This window comes from Streptomyces sp. NPDC001135 (assembly GCF_053598395.1).
In genome coordinates, this window is record NZ_JBSFKD010000006.1 from 70,509 (window position 1) to 88,475 (window position 17,967).

A 17,967-nucleotide genomic window follows, 5' to 3' on the forward strand; every position below is an offset into this window, starting at 1 on the left:
ATAGTGACCGGTATCGGATCGGTGAGCGCTCAGGAGGCACTGCATGCGTGGAAGAACGCACGCCGGACGGGCCGCCTGCGTGATCGCCACGGGGCTGCTGGCCGCCGGCTGCGGGGGCGGCGGCGGGTTCGGCGGCCCCGGTGTCCTGACCTCCTCCTGGGGTGACCCGCAGAACCCGCTGGAGCCCGCCAACACCAACGAGGTGCAGGGCGGCAAGGTCCTCGACATGATCTTCCGGGGTCTGAAGAAGTACGACCCGAGGACCGGCAAGGCCCAGAACATGCTCGCCGAGCGCATCGACACCCCCGACTCGCGGCACTTCACCGTCACCGTCAGGAACGGCTGGAGGTTCAGCAACGGCGAACCGGTCACCGCCCGGTCCTTCGTGGACGCCTGGAACTACGGGGCGAGCCTCAGGAACAACCAGAAGAACGCGTACTTCTTCGGCTACATCGAGGGCTACGACAAGGTCCACCCCGACAGCGGCGCGCAGACCGCCGACACGCTGTCCGGACTCAGGGTCACCGGCCCCAGGACGTTCACCGTCACCCTCGGCCAGAAGTTCTCCAGCTTCCCCGACACCCTCGGCTACGCGGCCTACGCCCCCCTCCCGCGCGCCTTCTTCACCGACCACGCGGCCTGGGTGAGCAAGCCGGTCGGCAACGGGCCCTACCAGATCGAGTCGTACACCAAGGGCTCCGCGATGAACCTGAGGAAGTGGGACGCCTACCCCGGCCCCGACCCGGCCCGGAACGTCGGCGTGACCCTGCTGGTGTACACCGACAGCGGCACCGCGTACACCGACGTGCTGGCCGGCAACCTCGATCTGGTCGACGACGTGCCGGCCAGCCAGCTCAAGAACGTCGGGACCGACCTGAACGGCCGCTACATCAACACCCCGGCCGGCATCCTGCAGACCCTGGCCTTCCCCTACTACGACCCGAAGTGGAACACCGCCGGGGCACGGAAGGTCCGCACGGGCCTGTCCATGGCGATCAACCGCAAGCAGATCACCGAGACCATCTTCCGGAACACCCGCACCCCGGCCACCGACTGGACCTCCCCGGTCCTCGGCGAGGCCGGCGGCTACAAACCCGGACTGTGCGGCCACGCCTGCGACTACGACCCCGCGCAGGCCCGGAAGCTCATCCAGGAGGGCGGCGGGATCCCCGGCGGCCGGCTGACGATCACCTACAACGCGGACACGGGCTCGCACCGGCAGTGGGTGGACGCCGTGTGCAACTCCATCAACAACGCCCTCGGCGACGACAGGGCCTGCGTCGGCAACCCGATCGGCACCTTCGCCGACTACCGCAACCAGACCACCCACCAGAAGATGACCGGCCCCTTCCGGGCCGGCTGGCAGATGGACTACCCGTTGATCCAGAACTTCCTGCAGCCGCTGTACTACACGGGCGCCTCCTCCAACGACGGCAAGTGGTCCGACAAACGGTTCGACCGGCTCGTCGACCGGGCCAACGCCGAGACCGCGCAGCCCACCGCCGTCCGGCTCTTCCAGCAGGCCGAGGAGGTCGTCCGCGACAACATGGCCGCCATCCCCCTCTGGTACCAGAACGGCAGCGCCGGCTACACCTCCCGGCTCTCCCACGTGGCCCTCAACCCCTTCAGCGTGCCGGTCTACAACGAGATCAAGGTCGGCTGAGACGCATGGGGCGCTATGTCGCGAGGCGGCTGCTCCAGATGGTCCCGGTGTTCATCGGGTCGACGCTGCTGATCTTCCTGATGGTGAACGTGATGGGCGACCCCATCGCCGGCCTGTGCGGGGAGCGGGCCTGCGACCCGGCGACGGCCGCCCAGCTGAAGCGGGAGTTCGGCTTGGACAAGCCGCTCTGGCAGCAGTACGCGACCTACATGGGCAACGTCCTGACCGGCGACTTCGGCACCGCCTTCAACGGCCAGGAGGTCACCGAGCTGATGGGATCGGCGTTCCCCGTCACCATCCGGCTCACGATCGTCGCGATCCTCTTCGAGATCGTCGTCGGCGTGTCGCTGGGCGTGCTGACGGGCATGCGGCGCGGCCGGCCCGTCGACACCGGGGTCCTGCTGGCCACCCTGGTGGTGATCTCCGTCCCCACCTTCGTCACCGGCCTGCTGCTCCAACTGCTGCTCGGCATCAGATGGCAGTGGATCAGCCCGTCCGTGCGCTACGGAAGTTACGACGAGCTGATCGTGCCCGGCCTGGTCCTCGCCTCCGTCTCCCTCGCCTACGTCACCCGGCTGACCCGCACCGCCATCGCGGAGAACAAGCGGGCCGACTACGTCCGTACGGCGATCGCCAAGGGCCTGCCCCGGCGCCGGGTGATCGTCCGGCACCTGCTGCGCAACTCCCTGATTCCCGTGGTCACCTTCATCGGTGCCGACATCGGCGCGCTGATGGGCGGGGCGATCGCCACCGAGCGGATCTTCAACATCCATGGCGTCGGCTTCCAGCTCTACCAGGGCATCCTGCGCCAGAACACCCAGACGGTGGTCGGTTTCGTGACCGTCCTCGTCCTGGTCTTCCTCGTCGCCAACCTCCTCGTCGACCTCCTGTACGCCGTACTCGACCCGAGGATCCGCTATGCCTGAGCAGCCGTACGAGCCCGAGGGCGCGATCGCCGGGACCGGCATGGGCGGGACGATGGACCTGGGCGCGAGCGAGGCGGCCACCCTGGAGCGGACGCCCGGGGGACCGGAGGGCACCGGGCCGTCCGGCAGGCCTCGCTCCCTGTGGTCCGACGCCTGGCGGGACCTGCGCCGCAACCCGGTGTTCCTGATCTCGACCCTGGTCATCGTCTTCCTGGTCTTCATCTCCCTGTGGCCCTCGGCGATCGCCTCCGGCAGCCCCCTGAAGTGCGACCTCGCCAGGGCCCAGGACGGCCCGGGGCCGGGCGCGCCCTTCGGGTACGACGGCCAGGGCTGCAACGTCTACACGCGCACGGTGTACGGCGCGCGTACGTCCGTCACGGTGGGCGTCCTGGCGACCCTCGGGGTGGCCGTCGTCGGGGCGGTGCTGGGTGCCCTCGCCGGGTACTTCGGCGGCGTCTGGGACTCGGTCCTGTCCCGGATCACCGACATCTTCTTCGCGATCCCGGTGGTCCTGGGCGGTCTCGTCCTCCTGTCGGTGGTCACCAGCAACACGGTCTGGCCGGTGATCGGCTTCATGGTCCTGCTGGGCTGGCCGCAGATCAGCCGGATCGCCCGCGGCTCGGTCATCACCGCCAAACAGAACGACTACGTCCAGGCCGCCCGCGCCCTCGGCGCCTCCGACTCCCGCGTCCTGCTGCGCCACATCGCCCCGAACGCCGTGGCCCCGGTGATCGTGGTGGCGACCATCGCCCTCGGCACCTACATCGCGCTGGAGGCGACCCTGTCGTACCTCGGAGTGGGACTGAAACCGCCCAGCGTCTCCTGGGGCATCGACATCTCCAACGCCTCCCCGTACATCCGCAACGCCCCCCACGCCCTCCTGTGGCCCTCGGCCGCCCTGGCCATCACGGTCCTGGCCTTCATCATGCTCGGCGACGCCATCCGCGACGCCCTCGATCCGAAGCTGAGGTGATGGCGGGTGCTGCGGTGCCGCGATCCACGGGGGGACCGGGCGGCCGGGGGTGACCGGTGGCGCGAAGCGGGGGCGGGGTGGGAAGGGACGCGTGTCGGCGCGGGTCCGCTGTGGACTGCGGACGCGTCGGCGATCAGTGTGTCCGTCCTCGTCATGCTCGGCGACGCCATCCGCGACGCCCTCGATCCGAAGCTGAGGTGATGGCGGGTGCTGCTCGAAGTGCGGGATCTGCGGGTGGAGTTCCGGACGCGGGACGGGGTGGCGCATGCCGTCAACGGGGTGAGTTACGAGGTCGACGCGGGGGAGACCCTGGCCGTGCTCGGGGAGTCCGGGTCGGGCAAGTCCGTCACCGCGCAGGCCGTCATGGGGATCCTCGACATGCCGCCGGGGAGGATCACCGGGGGCGAGATCCTGTTCCAGGGGCGGGATCTGCTCACCCTGAAGGAAGAGGAGCGGCGGAGGATCCGGGGCGCCGGGATGGCGATGATCTTCCAGGACGCCCTGTCGGCCCTCAACCCCGTCCTGTCCGTCGGGGACCAGCTCGGCGAGATGTTCGTCGTGCACCGCGGCATGTCGAAGAAGGACGCGCGCGGCAAGGCCGTCGAGCTGATGGAGCGGGTGCGCATCCCGGCCGCCGCCCAGCGTGTCCGCGACTACCCCCACCAGTTCTCCGGCGGCATGCGCCAGCGCATCATGATCGCCATGGCGCTGGCCCTGGAACCGGCGCTGATCATCGCCGACGAGCCCACCACCGCCCTGGACGTCACCGTGCAGGCCCAGGTCATGGACCTGCTCGCCGAGTTGCGGCGCGAGTACCGCATGGGGCTCATCCTCATCACCCATGACCTGGGGGTCGTGGCGGACGTCGCCGACCGGATCGCCGTGATGTACGCCGGGAAGATCGTCGAGTCGGCACCCGTGCACGACATCTACAAGGCGCCCGCCCACCCCTACACCCGCGGCCTGCTGGACTCCATCCCCCGCCTGGACCAGAAGGGACAGGAGCTGTACGCCATCAAGGGCCTGCCGCCGAACCTGATGAACGTCCCGCCCGGCTGCTCCTTCCACCCGCGCTGCCCGATGGCCAGGGACGTCTGCCGCACCGACGAACCCCCGCTGTACGAGGTCTCCGGCGTACGCGGCAGCGCCTGCCACTTCTGGAGGGAGTGCCTGGATGACCGCGACCACTGAGCCGATCCTCGAGGTGACCGGGCTGGTCAAGCACTATCCGCTCACCCACGGCATCCTGTTCAAGCGGCAGGTCGGCGCGGTGAAGGCCGTCGACGGCGTCGACTTCACCCTCGGCCGGGGCGAGACCCTCGGCATCGTCGGGGAGTCGGGCTGCGGCAAGTCGACCGTCGCGAAGATGCTCTGCAGTCTCGAACGCCCCACGGCCGGCTCCATCAGGTTCAAGGGAGAGGACATCACCCGGCTGTCCGGCAAGGCACTCAAGGCGGTCCGACGCAACATCCAGATGGTCTTCCAGGACCCGTACACCTCCCTCAACCCCCGTATGACGGTCGGGGACATCATCGGGGAGCCGTACGACATCCACCCCGAGGCCGCACCGAAGGGAGACCGCCGCCGCCGGGTCCAGGAGCTGCTGGACGTGGTCGGCCTCAACCCGGAGTACGTCAACCGCTACCCGCACCAGTTCTCCGGCGGCCAGCGCCAACGCATCGGCATCGCACGGGGGCTGGCCCTGCGCCCGGAGGTGATCGTCGCCGACGAGCCGGTGTCCGCGCTGGACGTCTCGGTCCAGGCCCAGGTGATCAACCTCCTGGACCGCCTCCAGTCGGAGTTCGACCTCTCCTACGTCTTCATCGCGCACGACCTGTCCGTCGTCCGGCACATCTCCGACCGGGTGGCGGTGATGTACCTCGGGCGGATCGTGGAGACCGGCCGGGACGCCGAGATCTACGACCACCCCACGCACCCCTACACCCAGGCGCTGCTGTCGGCGGTCCCGGTCCCGGACCCCGAGGCACGCGAACACCGTGAGCGGATCATCCTCACCGGCGACGTGCCGTCCCCGGCGAACATCCCCTCCGGCTGCCGCTTCCGCACCCGCTGCTGGAAGGCGCAGGAGCGCTGCGCCCGCGAGGTCCCGGCCCTCGCGGTACCGGCCGCCTTCCGCGACACGTCGGGCCCGGCGGCCCACGCCTCGGCCTGCCACTTCGCGGAGGAGCGGCAGGTGGTGCCGGCGGAGGGCGGCGAGCACGGCAACGGGCCGGGATGACATGGCGCACCCCGGCCCGTTCACGGCACCCGCACGGCCGTACGCTGATCAGCCTCGCGCGTCCGTATATCGGTACGGCTTCCGCGAAGTTGCCCGCGTGTTAACGCGGTTGGCGGTCATTTTCCCGGCTGGGGCAGGGCACGCCGGAGGAAGTCCAGCTGCAGCCGCAGCAGGTTCTCCGCGACGGTCTCCTGCGGGGTCATGTGCGTCACCCCGGACAGCGGCAGGACCTCGTGCGGGCGGCCCGCGGCGAGCAGGGCGGAGGACAGCCGCAGGGAGTGGGCGACGACGACGTTGTCGTCCGCCAGCCCGTGGATGACCATCATCGGGCGGTGCGGTTCGGCCGGGTCGACCAGACCCGCGTCGTCGATCAACGAGTTGCGGCGGTAGACCTCCGGCTGTTCGTCCGGGTGGCCGAGGTAGCGCTCCTGGTAGTGGGTGTCGTACAGGCGCAGATCGGTGACCGGGGCGCCGACGACCGCCGCGTGGAAGACGTCCGGGCGCCGCAGCACCGCCAGCGCCGCCAGATAGCCGCCGAAGGACCAGCCGCGGATCGCCACCCGGCCCAGGTCCAGCGGGAAGTCCCCGGCGAGGGCGTGCAGCGCGTCCACCTGGTCCTGGAGCACGACGGCCGCCAGCTCGTCCCGGACCGCCTTCTCCCAGGCCGGCGAGTGCCCCGGGGTGCCGCGTCCGTCGGCCACGATCACCGCGAAGCCCTGGTCGGCGAACCACTGCGAGGTGAGGTGGGGGTTGTGCGCGGCGAGCACCCGCTGGCCGTGCGGGCCGCCGTAGGGGTCCATCAGGACGGGCAGGGGCGTGTCACCCTGGTAGTCGCGTGGCATGAGCACGGCGCACGGAATTCGGCGTGCGCTCCCCTGGGTGAGGGTCACCCGCGGGGACAAACCGGGATCTTCGGCGTATGACCGGACAGTCACCGCCGGTTTTCCGTCACGCAGCACCTGGACACGGGTGCCCGGCCTGTCCAGGCTTGCCGACACGAGCACCGTCACGCCCCCGGCGCGCACCGCCGAGTGCACGCCGGGCTCCTGCGACACGCGCTCCACGCCCAGCTCGTTCACCCGGTACACATGGACCTCGCCGGTCTCCGGCTCCTCGGCCGCCGTGCCCGCCGAGGCGGAAACCAGCACGTCGTCGGCGCCCACGTCCAGTACCGCGCGCAGATGCAACTGGCTGCCGGTCAACGGCCGTTCGCCGACGGCCAGTACCCGGGCGCCCCCCTCGTCCGCGATCCGGACAAGCTGCCCGGAGGGGCTCCAGCAGGGCACTCCGGCGAACAATTCAAGCCAACTTGGATCTTCGTCCGCGTGCACCATGCGCGTCGCCCCGGTGTCCGGGTCCACCGCCAGGAACAGCTGGCTGCGCTGGTCCCGCGCCTGCACCAGCACCAGCGGCGCACCCGCCGCTGACCAGTGCACACGTGCCAGATACGGATAGCGGGCCCGGTCCCACGCGACCTCCGTGCGCACCCCGTCGAGCCCGATGACGAACAGCCGCACGTCCGCGTTGGGCGTGCCGGCGGCCGGGTACGCGACGTCGTGCGGCGCGCGCTCCGGGTGGGCCGGATCCGCGATCCACCACCGCCGCACCGGCGTGTCGTCCACGCGCGCCACGAGCAGCCGGCGGCCGTCCGGCGCCCACCAGAAACCGCGCGAACGCCCCATCTCCTCGGCCGCGACGAACTCCGCGAGCCCGTAGGTGACCTGCCCCGGGCCTGCCGCCGGCTCCGGCTCCGCCAGCGCCCGGTCGTCCTCGCCCTCGGCGCCCACGACCCGCAGCGCACCCCGGGCGACATACGCGACGTGCCGGCCGTCGGGGGAGGGGCGCGGGTCGATCACCGGTCCCGGCACCCGGAGTTCCCGTGTCGTGCCGGCCCGCAGCTCGGCCGTGAAAAGCCGCCCCGACAAGGCGAAAGACGCCAACTCCACGGCCGTGTCGGTGGCGTAGCCGACGATGCCCGCACCCCCCTCCCGGCTGCGTTCCCGGCGCGCCCGCTCCTCGGTCGAGAGCTCTTCGCGGGCGCCGCCGAGAAGGAGGCCCGGATCCGCCGCCGGGCGCTCTTCGCCCCCCGGAAGGTCCATGACCCAGAGGGAGTTGGCCCGGTCCGTGCCGGAGCCGGAGCGCAGGAACACGACACGGGAACCGTCGGGCGCCACGGTGAACGCGCGCGGCGCGCCGAGCGTGAACCGCTGGGTCCGGGCGTGCCGACGGGGGAAGGAGTCAGGCTCGGTCGTCATACCCCGACCATATTGGCCATGCGCCCCCTTGTGCGGCTGTGCGCCGAGCGATGCGCGAGCACGGATAGTTATGATCACTACCGCTGCGTGGGTATGAACCTGCTGGCGTCCGCATGGATTTGCTCAACTGATCTAGATCTGGCGATCTTTGGAGGTGAGCCGCCGTGGCACTCTCGATTTCGGCGGTGGTGCTGCTGGCGATCATCGTCTTCCTGCTGATCAAGAAGTCAGGACTGAAGGGCGGCCATGCGGTCGTCTGCGTCCTGCTCGGCTTCTATCTCGCCTCCTCGACCGTCGCCCCCACGATCAGCGAGCTGACGACGAACGTCGCCAGCATGATCGGCAGCATCAAGTTCTGAGCGGCGTCCGGCTCGGCCTGCCGCGCCGCGAGGGCGGGGCGGCCTCGTAGGGTGGTCCCATGACGGAACTGCCAGCCCGGCGTCTGCTGCTGGTGCACGCGCACCCGGACGACGAGTCGATCAACAACGGCGCGACCATGGCCAGGTACGCGGCCGAGGGCGCCCATGTGACCCTGGTCACCTGCACCCTCGGGGAGCGGGGCGAGGTCATCCCGCCGGAGCTGCGGCACCTGACGGGCCCGGCACTGGGCGCCCACCGGCGCGGGGAGCTGGCCGCCGCCGTGCGCGAGCTGGGCGTGACGGACGCCAGGCTGCTCGGCGGGGCGGGGCGGTACGGGGACTCCGGCATGATGGGCATCCCGGACAACGAGGACCCCGGGTGCTTCTGGCAGGCCGATGTGGACCAGGCCGCCGGGCACCTCGCCGAGGTGATCCTCGAGGTCCGCCCCCAGGTCCTCGTCACCTACGACGACCACGGCGGGTACGGCCACCCCGACCACATCCAGGCCCACCGCGTCGCCATGCGCGCCGTCGACCTCGCGGCCGAACGCGGCCACCGGATCGCCAAGGTCTACTGGAACCGCGTCCCGCGCTCCGTCGCCGAGGCCGCCTTCGCCCGCCTCCAGGACGAGCTGTCGGTACTGCCGTTCGACAAGAGCGCGTCCCTGGACGACGTACCCGGCGTGGTCGACGACGAGCGGGTCACCACCGCCGTCGACGGCGGCGCCCACGGCGCGGCCAAGGCCGCCGCGATGCGCGCCCACGCCACCCAGATCGCCGTGGCCGAGCCGTACTTCGCGCTCTCCAACGAACTGGCCCAGCCGCTGTTCACCACCGAGTACTACGAGCTGGTGCACGGCACGGCGCGGCCCGGGGAGACCGACCTGTTCGCCGGACTCGACCTGCAGGAGACGCCATGAGCAACCCGGGACAGGGCCCGCTGCTGGCCCAGCCGCTGCGCCCGCCCTCGGCCGGACGGGCCGCCGCCCATGTCGGCCTCTTCCTCCTCGGCGCCGTCACCGGTGCCGCCGGCACCCTCGTCCAGGCCGCCTGGTTCCCCGGCGGGCTGCTGCTCGCCCTCGCGGGCGCGGCCGGCCTCTTCCTGGGCGGGGCGCAGGCCACCGGCGGCCGGGGCGGGGCGGTCGCACCGGTGGCGGGCTGGATCGTCGCCGTCGTCCTGCTCACCACCTCGCGCCCCGAAGGCGACTTCCTGTTCAGCGCGGGAGGCGGTTCCTACCTCTTCCTGCTCGGTGGCATGGCCCTCGCTGTGATCTGTGCCACCGTTGGCGCCGGGCGGCAACCTCGCGGCGGTGCCGCCCGACTTGGCAAGTGACGTACCACTTCGCCGTGCGGTGCACGTGCGAGTCCGGTGTGGGTTTCCTCAGCGGTCATGGGATACGCGCCAGAAGTGGCCAGTATGGTGGTGCGCGCCGCCGAGCCTCCCCCGCTCCCGGCTTCACTCGAGCGGGGGGACCCCCATCGTGAGGTCGTGTCGGGCGGTGGAGCCAACTGGGAGAACCTGCCTTGAGTCGTGAAACTGACACTCCGTCCTCCGGGCCCAACGGGCGCGGCGGAGCCGCATACCCTTCCGGCACGCCGCCGTACGGGACCCCCATGGCTTCCGGTGACGGTGCGGACGCGGGCCGTTCGGGCACGCGGCCGGAGGAGAAGAAGACCGAGACCACGCTGACGACCCGGATCCGCATCAACATCCCCGGATCCCGGCCCATCCCGCCCGTCGTCGTGCGCAAGCCCGTCGGGGACGCCGACGGTGCCGGGGACGAGGCGCCCGCCGACGTGCGGCCCGCTGCCGACCGGACCACCACCGGGACCGGCACCGCCGAGCCCGCCGCCGAGCCCGCGGCCCAGGCCGAGGAGAAGACCAGCGACTGGTTCGCTCCCCGCAAGTCCGGCGCCGGCAAGGGCGGTCCGGCCGGCGGCGGCACGAACGGGACCGGGATGTCCGGTGGTTCCACCCCGGCCTCCGGCGCGTCGGGCACCCGTTCGGGTGGTCCGGGAGCATCCGGTGCGGCCGGTACCACCGGCGCACGCCCGGGCGGCGGCCGTCCCGGCGGTGTGGTCGGCTCCATGAGCGTGCCGGGCGGCTCCCGTTCCGGCAGCACGAACGGCAAGGGCCTGCCCGGCGCCACCGGCGGCCCCGTCGCCCCCGGACACGGCGGCGGCACCGGCTCCTTCGACGTGACCGAGGCACTGGCCGCGGGCCCGCTGGGCGGCGGCTCCCGCCCCGGCGCGTCCGGCGGCGAACCGCGCCGCGACGACCTGCCCTACTTCTCGGAGAACGGCGGCCAGGACCCCTTCGGCGCCGCGGACCCGACCGGCCAGGACGGCTTCGGCGGTACGGCGGGCGCCAGCGGACCGAACGGTCCCGGCGGCGCCAGCGGCTTCAACGGCCCGCGCGGCCAGGGCGGTCCCGGCGGCCCGCAGGGCCCGGCCGGCCCCACCAGCGGCCCGGTCACCGGCGACGGCCCCCTCCTCCCGTCGGCCGGCGGCCCCGGCCCGGACGGCGGCGAACCCTTCGACGGCCCCCGCCCCGGGGGCTCGCTCGGCACGGGAGACGGCTACGGTGGCCCCGGCGGCCGGGGCACCCAGCCTCCCCGCAGCGCCCTCGCCGATCTCGCCGACCTCGAAGGTCCGTCCGGCCCCGGCGGCCCCGGCGGTCCGGGTACCGGCTCCGGTGGTCCCGGCGGCCGGTCCGGCGGTCCCACGGGTCCCGGCCGGTCCGGCGGCCCCACCGGACTCGGTCCGGGCGGCGGGCTCAGCGACGACACCGCGATCCTCACCCCGCAGAAGCCGGCCCCCGAACCGGGCACGCCCGGCTACCGCCCGGCCGACAACGTCTCCGGACACACCGTCACCAGCGGCATCCCGGTCATCCCCGACGCCGGCACCTCCCCGTTCGGCGGCGCCCGGCCCGACGGCCCGGCCGCGCAGACCCCGGCCAAGCCGCAGCCGGCCCCCGCGCCCAAGGCGCAGGCCAAGCCGAAGAAGAAGGGCCGCAGCAAGCTGGTGCTGCTCGGCGCCGGCGTGGTCGTCGTCGCGGGCGGTGCCTACGGCGCCGGACTGCTGATGAACCACACCGACGTGCCCAAGGGCACCACGGTCCTCGGCGTGGACATCGGCGGCGGCACCCGTGACGACGCCGTCAAGAAGCTCGACGACGCCTTCGGCAGCCGGGTGAACAAGCCGCTGAAGCTCTCCGTCGGCGGCAGCACGGTCAGCGTCACCCCGGAGAACGCAGGCCTCCAGTTCGACTTCCAGGCCACCGTGAGCAAGGCCGCGACCAGCGACTACAACCCGGTCCACGTCATCGGCTCGCTCTTCGGGCAGAAGCGGGTGATCGACCCGGAGATGCCGGTGGACGAGGAGAAGCTGCAGGCGGCCCTGCAGCAGACCGGCGGCGGCTCCGGCTCGGTCACCGAGGGCGGCATCGACTTCAAGCCCGGCGCGGCCGTCGCCGTCTACGGCAAGGCGGGCAAGGCCATTGACGCGGCCCAGTCGACACAGGTGGTCGAGCAGGCCTACCGCACGATGGTGGAGACGAACACGGCGACCCCGGTCACCGTCCCGACGGCCACCAAGCAGCCGACGGTGTCCAGGGCCGAGGTCGACCGCGAGATGAAGGAGTTCGCGGAGCCGGCGATGTCGGGCAAGGTGACCGTGTCGGCGGGCGCGGGGCACGTGGTGCTGATGAGCCCGGAGAAATCCCTCTGGAAGTTCCTCAAGGTGGTGCCCACGTCGGACGGCAAGCTGGTCGACAAGCCCGACCTGGCCGCCCTGAGGCAGCTGTACGGCAAGGCCTTCGACGGCGTGCTCATCACCCGGTCCAACGGCAAGAAGACGCCGGTCACCCCGCAGGAGGTCTACCTCGCCCTCCGCCAGGCCCTGATCAGCAAGACCAACCGGGTCGCGGTCATCGACACCAACCCCAGTTAGTCTCCGGCCGTACACGGGGGCGCCCGGCGGTACCGGGCGCCCCCGTCGCCACGCCCGTCACCCGATCCGCATGACATCTGTCATCCAGTACTCAGGACCCCCGACACTGCCCGGCACCCGGCCCCCGCCGCGAGCATGGATGCCATGACGACAACTGCGGCACCGGCCACCACCACCCCGGTGGTCGGCTTCGACCAGGTGACCAAGACGTACGGGAGCGTGCGGGCCGTCGACGGGCTCTCGCTCCGGCTGTACCCGGGCGAGACCGTCGCCCTCCTCGGCCCGAACGGGGCCGGCAAGTCCACCACCCTCGACCTGCTCCTCGGCCTCAAGCATCCCGACAGCGGCACGGTGAGCCTGTTCGGCGGTACCCCGCGCGAGGCGATCGTCGCCGGGCGGGTCGGGGCCATGCTGCAGAGCGGCGGCCTGATGGACGAGGTCACCGTCGAGGAACTGGTGAAGCTGGGCTGCTCGCTGCACCCGAAGCCGTACAAGGCCGCGGACGTCATGGCCCGCGCGGGCATCACACAGATCGCCGCCCGCAAGGTCAACAAGCTCTCGGGCGGCCAGGCCCAGCGCGTCCGCTTCGCCCTCGCCACCGCCGGCGACAGCGACCTGATCATCCTGGACGAGCCGACCACCGGCATGGACGTCTCCGCCCGCCAGGCCTTCTGGGCCACCATGCGCGAGCAGGCCGACCAGGGCCGTACGGTCCTGTTCGCCACCCACTACCTCGAAGAGGCCGACGCCATCGCCGACCGGGTCCTGGTGCTGCACCGCGGCCGGCTCCTCGCCGACGGCACCGCCGCCGAGATCAAGGCCAAGGCGGGCGCCCGGCGCGTCTCCTTCGACCTGGAGGGGGAGATCGACGAGGCCGCCCTGCGCGCCCTGCCGTTCCTGACCTCCGTCACCGTGTCCAACAGCGGCTCCGCCGCGGGGTCCGGCCAGACCGTGCGCATCCAGTCGTCCGACGCCGACGCCACCGTGCACGCCCTGTACGGCCTCGGTGTCTACCCCCGCAACCTCGAAGTCGCCGGTCTCGGTCTGGAGCAGGCCTTCGTCGCCATCACGGAGGCCGAGGAGGCCAAGCAGTCATGAACGCCCTGATCAAGCTGGAACTGGCCCGCGCCCTGCGTAACAAGAAGTTCCTGTTCTTCTCCGTGCTCTACCCCACGGCCCTCTTCCTGATCTTCTCCAGCAGCTCCGGCTCGAACGAGAAGGTCCAGGGCACCGGCCTGACCGTCGCCACCTATCTGATGGTCTCCATGGCCTCCTTCGGCGCCCTGACCGCCGTCCTCATGGGCAACAGCGAGCGCATCGCCAAGGAGCGCGAGAACGGCTGGGTACGGCAGCTGCGGCTGACCACGCTCCCCGGGCGCGGTTACGTCATCGCCAAGACCGCCAGCGCCGCCGTGGTGAGCCTGCCGTCGATCATCGTGCTGTTCATCGCCGCCGCCGCGATCAAGCACGTCCACCTGGACGCCTGGCAGTGGCTCGCCCTCACCGGGGTCATCTGGGCCGGCAGCCTCGTCTTCGCCGCGCTCGGTGTCGCCCTCGGCTATGTCGCGAGCGGTGACGCGGTCCGCCCCCTCACGATGATCATCTACTTCGGTCTGTCGGTCCTCGGCGGCCTGTGGATGCCGTCCACCACCTTCCCGAAGATCCTGCAGGACATCGCGAAGTGGCTGCCCACGCACGCGTACGCTGCACTGGGACGGGCGATCGAGCAGAGCCAGGCCCCGAGCGCGACGGACATCGCCATCCTCGCCGCCTACTTCGTCCTCTTCGCGGGCGGCGCGGCCTGGCTGTACCGGAAGGACACGCTGAAGGCGTGAGCACGATGACGGAAGACCCGCAGGTCTGCGAGAAGCGGCCGGAGCAGCAGGTGAGGATCGGCCAGGCGCCCCGCGACCGGCGTGAGCTGGTGGTCAAGCTGCTGTGGATCGGTATCTGGCTGATCTTCCTCAGCTCGCCGGTCAAGGACCTGGCCTCGGGCCACCACACCACGGCCGCCACGGCCGCCGGCGCGATCGGCCTCACGTCCTTCGTCGTCGCCTACCTGACGCTGGTCATCCGCAACATGGGCCGGTCCTTCAGCCCCCGCCTCGTCGTCTCGCTGCTCTCGGTCCTCGGCGTCCTCGCCCCCCTGCTGGCGTACGCCTTCGGCGGTGCGTGGCTCGGCCTGTTCATCTACCTGTCGGTGGCCTGCGGGGCCACCCTGCCGGTGCGGGCCGCGTTCTGGGCGATCCCCGGGGCGACCGCGGCGATGTTCCTCGTCGGAATGCGCTGGCACGAGAAACCGGACGACAGCCTGCTCCTCGTCCCGCTGATCGGGTTCGCGATGGTCGGCGTCGGTCAACTCATCCGCACCACGGTCGAGTTGCGCAAGGCACGGGCCACCGTCGCCCACCTCGCCGCCAACGAGGAGCGCCTCCGCCTCGCCCGCGACCTGCACGACCTGCTGGGTCACTCCCTGTCCCTGATCACGCTGAAGAGCGAGCTGGCCGGCCGGATGCTGCCCGACCACCCGGACAAGGCGGCCCAGCAGGTCGCGGACATCGAACAGGTCAGCCGGCAGGCCCTGGTGGACGTACGGGAGGCCGTCACCGGGTACCGGCGCCCCCGGCTCGCCGCCGAACTCGCCGGCACCCAGGTCGCGCTGACCGCCGCCGGTGTCACCGCCGAGGTGCCCGCCGAACCCGACCTCGGCGGTGTCGCCGAGGAGGCCGAGTCCGTGCTCGCCTGGGCACTGCGCGAGGCGGTCACCAACGTCGTCCGGCACAGCGGCGCCGACAAGTGCCTCGTCCAGCTCACCCACCGCCAGACCCTGGACGGTCCGATGCTCGAACTCTCCGTCGAGGACAACGGATCCGGGGGCGCCGGTGGCGGACCCGGCAACGGTCTGACCGGCCTCGCCGAGCGGCTGGAGAAGGCCGGCGGCACCCTGGAGGCGGGCCGGATCAGGCATGGATTCCGGCTGGTCGCCCGCGTACCTACGGCCACTTCGGTGGACGTAGGATCCGGGGCATGACGAGCACGATCAAGGTCCTCCTGGCCGAGGACCAGTCGATGGTCCGCGAGGCCCTGGCCGCCCTGCTCGGCCTGGAGGACGACATCGACGTCGTCGCCCAGGTCGCGCGCGGGGACGAGGTACTCGGGGCCGTCGCCGCGCACGGCGTGGACGTGGCGCTGCTCGACATCGAGATGCCCGGCTGCACCGGCATCGAGGCGGCGGCCCGGGTCCACCGGGCGTTCCCGCAGGTCAAGCTGGTCGTCCTGACCACGTTCGGCCGCCCCGGCTATCTGCGCAGCGCCATGGAGGCCGGTGCCGACGCCTTCCTCGTCAAGGACGCCCCGGCCGCCCAGCTCGCCGAGGCCGTCCGCAAGGTGCTGTCCGGCGAGCGGGTCATCGACCCCACGCTCGCCGCCGCCGCGCTCGCCGAGGGCGCGAACCCGCTGACCGAGCGCGAACGCGAGGTGCTCCGCGCGGCGGCCGACGGTTCCACCAACGCCGAGCTGGCCACGGCCCTCCACCTCTCCCAGGGCACCGTCCGCAACTACCTCTCCACGGCCATCCAGAAGCTCGCGGTACGCAACCGGGCGGAGGCGGTGCGGACAGCCCGGGAGAAGGGCTGGCTCTGACAGCTCAGTTGAGCATGGCCCGAGCGGTGTGGGCCTGTTGGCGCACCTTCTGCGCGGCCGGCTCGTCCACCACCTCGATCAAGTCGGCGTAATGCTCCAGCTCTTTCGCACCTGACACGAACTCGCCCCGCTGCACGAGCAGTTGTCCCCGCTCGTACCGCAACCGCGCCGGGTGCGCGGGTACCAGCAGGGACAGCTCCACGGCCCACAGGGCCACATCGGACCGCTCGGGCCGCGCCGTGGCCCACGCGCGGACGTTGTTCAGGATCCGCTGGACGACGTCCAGCGGCGCCGCGGGCTCCAGCATGGCGGCATCCAGGGGCGCCCCCGTGGCCCCGGCCACGAGCATCTCCGCGTCGGCCCCGGTCAGCACCCGCCCGCCGTCGAACGGATCGGCCAGCACCTGTTCCCCGGCCGCGCCGAACCCCACCACGAAGTGCCCCGGCAGCGCGACCCCGTACACCGGAGCCCCCGCCCGCCGCGCCACCTCCAGCCACACCACCGACAACAGGATCGGCAGCCCGCGCCGCCGCCGCAGCACCTCGTGCAGCAGGGAGGACTCCAGCCGCTGGTAGTCGCCGGGCGTCCCGTGGAACGCGTAGCGCGCCCCGAGCAGCCGCCGTACGGCCTCCGCCCAGGCGTGCGGGCCGCCCGGCCGGTACGGCAGCTCGCCCGCGAGCCGGTCCAGCTCCGCCTGTGCCGCGTCGATGCCGGTCTCGTCGAGAGAGCCGTCCGCCTCGGCGCCGATCAGCAGGCACAGCGCCGACAGATCCGGCCGCTCGGACCGGGCCTCCTCGGCGAACCGCCGGCGCAACTCGGCCGACCGCTCCGGCGGGGGCGGATACGGCGGCGGGAGATACGGAGGACGCATGGCAGGCTCATGCCCTTCCATGGCGGTCGCCCTGCTCTTGCGGCGCCCGGTAGTGGTGGTACGCGTGGTGCGGTGCGAAGCCCAGCGCGGCGTAGAGCGCGCGGGCACCCTCGTTGTCCGTCTCGGCCTGCAGCCAGGCCGCCGAGGCGCCCTCGTCCAGCGCGCGCCGGGCCAGCGCGGCCATCACCTCGGTGGCGAGCCCCTGCCGGCGCCGCCCGGGATCCACCTCGACGGCGGCGAACCCGGCCCACCGCCCGTCCACGACACACCGCCCGATCGCGGCCGGAGGCTCGCCCTGCGCACCCGGCACGGACGCGAACCACACCGACGGCCCACCGCTGAGCACCCGCAGGGCCACCTCGCTCACCCCTTTGCGCTGGTACCGGGCGAGCCACGCCTCGTCCGCCCGCCGCGACAACACCACACCGGCGCCCTCGGCCCGGTCCGCGACCGGCGCCAGGGCACCCGTCCACACCTCGGCCGTCACCTCCCGGACCCAGCCGTGCCGCTCCAGGTGCGCGGACAGCAGTTCCTGCGTGCCCTCGGCTCCGGTGGCGGTCTGGACGTAGGCGGGCAGGCCACGCTCGCCGTACCAGCGTCGTACGGCCGCAAGGGCCGCGTCGAGCGGAACGCCCGGATCACCGAGCGGCAGGACGCTGTTGGCCCGCCGGGTGAACCCTCCGGCGGCCCGCAGCTCCCACTCCCCGAGCCGTTCGGTCTCCAGTGCCGGCCATCCGCGTGAGACGACCGGCGCGAGCTCCTCGTACGAGGCGGCCGGCCCCCGGCGGCGCGCCGGAGCGGCCGGCACGACCTTGCCCGCGACCAGGGCAGACTCGGCGATCCGGACACTCCGCCCGTCCCGTCGTGTGATCATGAGCACGCCATCATCCCATGATGTGAGAACACCCACCGTGTCGGTGAACTTCTCCTGTGCCGCCCCAGGTTCGCTCAAGCGCCGTACCGAGACTCGTTTTCCCACGTCAGCGGGGGTGATTCGGACTTCCAGGCGTCCTGTCGCCGAGATTTCCACTGGTCAGTTCACCCCTCCTGTTCGGATCATGCTCCGGAACGGAGATACTAGGGGC

At 71.9% G+C, this 17,967-nt stretch carries 16 protein-coding genes; 13 read left to right on the forward strand and 3 right to left on the reverse strand.

What is annotated here, in order from left to right:
• Positions 1–43 precede the first annotated feature (43 nt).
• The 5 genes from ACWC94_RS10240 to ACWC94_RS10260 all read left to right on the forward strand — a co-directional run bounded on the left by ACWC94_RS10240 (position 44) and on the right by ACWC94_RS10260 (position 5,801).
• The gene (locus tag ACWC94_RS10240) at positions 44–1,663 is read left to right on the forward strand and encodes a peptide ABC transporter substrate-binding protein (RefSeq protein ID WP_450796077.1); all 1,620 of its coding nucleotides are present in this window, start codon (positions 44–46) and stop codon (positions 1,661–1,663) included.
• A gap of 5 nt (positions 1,664–1,668) precedes the next feature.
• Positions 1,669–2,589, forward strand: coding sequence for an ABC transporter permease (locus ACWC94_RS10245; RefSeq protein WP_450796078.1), 921 nt, complete (start codon positions 1,669–1,671; stop codon positions 2,587–2,589).
• The gene (locus ACWC94_RS10250) at positions 2,582–3,562 is read left to right on the forward strand and encodes an ABC transporter permease (RefSeq protein ID WP_450796079.1); all 981 of its coding nucleotides are present in this window, start codon (positions 2,582–2,584) and stop codon (positions 3,560–3,562) included. The genes ACWC94_RS10245 and ACWC94_RS10250 overlap by 8 nt, the downstream gene beginning before the upstream one ends.
• A gap of 207 nt (positions 3,563–3,769) precedes the next feature.
• On the forward strand, positions 3,770–4,753 hold the full coding sequence (locus ACWC94_RS10255) for an ABC transporter ATP-binding protein (RefSeq protein WP_450796080.1): 984 nt from the start codon (positions 3,770–3,772) through the stop codon (positions 4,751–4,753).
• On the forward strand, positions 4,737–5,801 hold the full coding sequence (locus ACWC94_RS10260; protein ID WP_450796081.1) for an ABC transporter ATP-binding protein: 1,065 nt from the start codon (positions 4,737–4,739) through the stop codon (positions 5,799–5,801). The genes ACWC94_RS10255 and ACWC94_RS10260 overlap by 17 nt, the downstream gene beginning before the upstream one ends.
• Positions 5,802–5,917: 116 nt before the next feature.
• On the opposite strand, the gene ACWC94_RS10265 is transcribed toward ACWC94_RS10260, so the two are convergent.
• On the reverse strand, positions 5,918–8,056 hold the full coding sequence (locus ACWC94_RS10265; RefSeq protein WP_450796082.1) for a prolyl oligopeptidase family serine peptidase: 2,139 nt from the start codon (positions 8,054–8,056) through the stop codon (positions 5,918–5,920).
• A gap of 164 nt (positions 8,057–8,220) precedes the next feature.
• Here ACWC94_RS10265 and ACWC94_RS10270 point away from each other — a divergent pair, with 164 nt between their 5' ends.
• The 8 genes from ACWC94_RS10270 (at position 8,221) to ACWC94_RS10305 (ending at position 16,011) form a co-directional block, all read left to right on the forward strand.
• A complete protein-coding gene (locus tag ACWC94_RS10270) occupies positions 8,221–8,415 on the forward strand; it encodes a hypothetical protein (protein WP_161287201.1) in 195 nt (64 codons plus the stop codon).
• 59 nt (positions 8,416–8,474) lie between these two features.
• Positions 8,475–9,335, forward strand: coding sequence for an N-acetyl-1-D-myo-inositol-2-amino-2-deoxy-alpha-D-glucopyranoside deacetylase (gene mshB / locus ACWC94_RS10275; RefSeq protein ID WP_450796083.1), 861 nt, complete (start codon positions 8,475–8,477; stop codon positions 9,333–9,335).
• Entirely contained in the window at positions 9,332–9,748 is a 417-nt protein-coding gene (locus ACWC94_RS10280) for a DUF6113 family protein (protein ID WP_450796084.1), read from the forward strand. The genes mshB and ACWC94_RS10280 overlap by 4 nt, the downstream gene beginning before the upstream one ends.
• A 191-nt stretch (positions 9,749–9,939) precedes the next feature.
• A complete protein-coding gene (locus ACWC94_RS10285) occupies positions 9,940–12,369 on the forward strand; it encodes a hypothetical protein (protein WP_450796085.1) in 2,430 nt (809 codons plus the stop codon).
• Between the two features lie 144 nt (positions 12,370–12,513).
• Positions 12,514–13,467, forward strand: a complete 954-nt coding sequence (locus ACWC94_RS10290; RefSeq protein ID WP_450796086.1) for an ABC transporter ATP-binding protein — start codon at positions 12,514–12,516, stop codon at positions 13,465–13,467.
• Positions 13,464–14,204, forward strand: a complete 741-nt coding sequence (locus ACWC94_RS10295; protein ID WP_450796087.1) for an ABC transporter permease — start codon at positions 13,464–13,466, stop codon at positions 14,202–14,204. Before ACWC94_RS10290 ends, ACWC94_RS10295 begins: the two co-directional genes overlap by 4 nt.
• Positions 14,205–14,209: 5 nt before the next feature.
• On the forward strand, positions 14,210–15,400 hold the full coding sequence (locus tag ACWC94_RS10300) for a sensor histidine kinase (protein ID WP_450796240.1): 1,191 nt from the start codon (positions 14,210–14,212) through the stop codon (positions 15,398–15,400).
• Positions 15,397–16,011 carry a response regulator gene (locus ACWC94_RS10305; RefSeq protein WP_450796088.1) on the forward strand — a complete coding sequence of 205 codons (615 nt, stop codon included), beginning with the start codon at positions 15,397–15,399 and terminating at the stop codon, positions 16,009–16,011. The genes ACWC94_RS10300 and ACWC94_RS10305 overlap by 4 nt, the downstream gene beginning before the upstream one ends.
• Before the next feature lie 4 nt (positions 16,012–16,015).
• Here the strand turns inward: ACWC94_RS10305 and ACWC94_RS10310 are convergent, their stop codons facing one another.
• On the reverse strand, positions 16,016–16,903 hold the full coding sequence (locus ACWC94_RS10310; protein WP_450796089.1) for a transglutaminase family protein: 888 nt from the start codon (positions 16,901–16,903) through the stop codon (positions 16,016–16,018).
• On the reverse strand, positions 16,890–17,912 hold the full coding sequence (locus ACWC94_RS10315; RefSeq protein ID WP_450796090.1) for a GNAT family N-acetyltransferase: 1,023 nt from the start codon (positions 17,910–17,912) through the stop codon (positions 16,890–16,892). The genes ACWC94_RS10310 and ACWC94_RS10315 overlap by 14 nt, the downstream gene beginning before the upstream one ends.
• Positions 17,913–17,967 lie beyond the last annotated feature (55 nt).

Excerpts from the sequence above, each read along its gene's own strand:
- ACWC94_RS10240 (WP_450796077.1), top strand. The coding sequence starts at position 44 with ATGCGTGGAAGAACGCACGCCGGACGGGCCGCCTGCGTGATCGCCACG.
- ACWC94_RS10245 (WP_450796078.1), top strand. The coding sequence starts at position 1,669 with ATGGGGCGCTATGTCGCGAGGCGGCTGCTCCAGATGGTCCCGGTGTTC.
- ACWC94_RS10250 (WP_450796079.1), top strand. The coding sequence starts at position 2,582 with ATGCCTGAGCAGCCGTACGAGCCCGAGGGCGCGATCGCCGGGACCGGC.
- ACWC94_RS10260 (WP_450796081.1), top strand. The coding sequence starts at position 4,737 with ATGACCGCGACCACTGAGCCGATCCTCGAGGTGACCGGGCTGGTCAAG.
- ACWC94_RS10265 (WP_450796082.1), bottom strand. The coding sequence starts at position 8,056 with ATGACGACCGAGCCTGACTCCTTCCCCCGTCGGCACGCCCGGACCCAG.
- mshB (WP_450796083.1), top strand. The coding sequence starts at position 8,475 with ATGACGGAACTGCCAGCCCGGCGTCTGCTGCTGGTGCACGCGCACCCG.
- ACWC94_RS10280 (WP_450796084.1), top strand. The coding sequence starts at position 9,332 with ATGAGCAACCCGGGACAGGGCCCGCTGCTGGCCCAGCCGCTGCGCCCG.
- ACWC94_RS10290 (WP_450796086.1), top strand. The coding sequence starts at position 12,514 with ATGACGACAACTGCGGCACCGGCCACCACCACCCCGGTGGTCGGCTTC.
- ACWC94_RS10295 (WP_450796087.1), top strand. The coding sequence starts at position 13,464 with ATGAACGCCCTGATCAAGCTGGAACTGGCCCGCGCCCTGCGTAACAAG.
- ACWC94_RS10300 (WP_450796240.1), top strand. The coding sequence starts at position 14,210 with ATGACGGAAGACCCGCAGGTCTGCGAGAAGCGGCCGGAGCAGCAGGTG.
- ACWC94_RS10305 (WP_450796088.1), top strand. The coding sequence starts at position 15,397 with ATGACGAGCACGATCAAGGTCCTCCTGGCCGAGGACCAGTCGATGGTC.
- ACWC94_RS10310 (WP_450796089.1), bottom strand. The coding sequence starts at position 16,903 with ATGGAAGGGCATGAGCCTGCCATGCGTCCTCCGTATCTCCCGCCGCCG.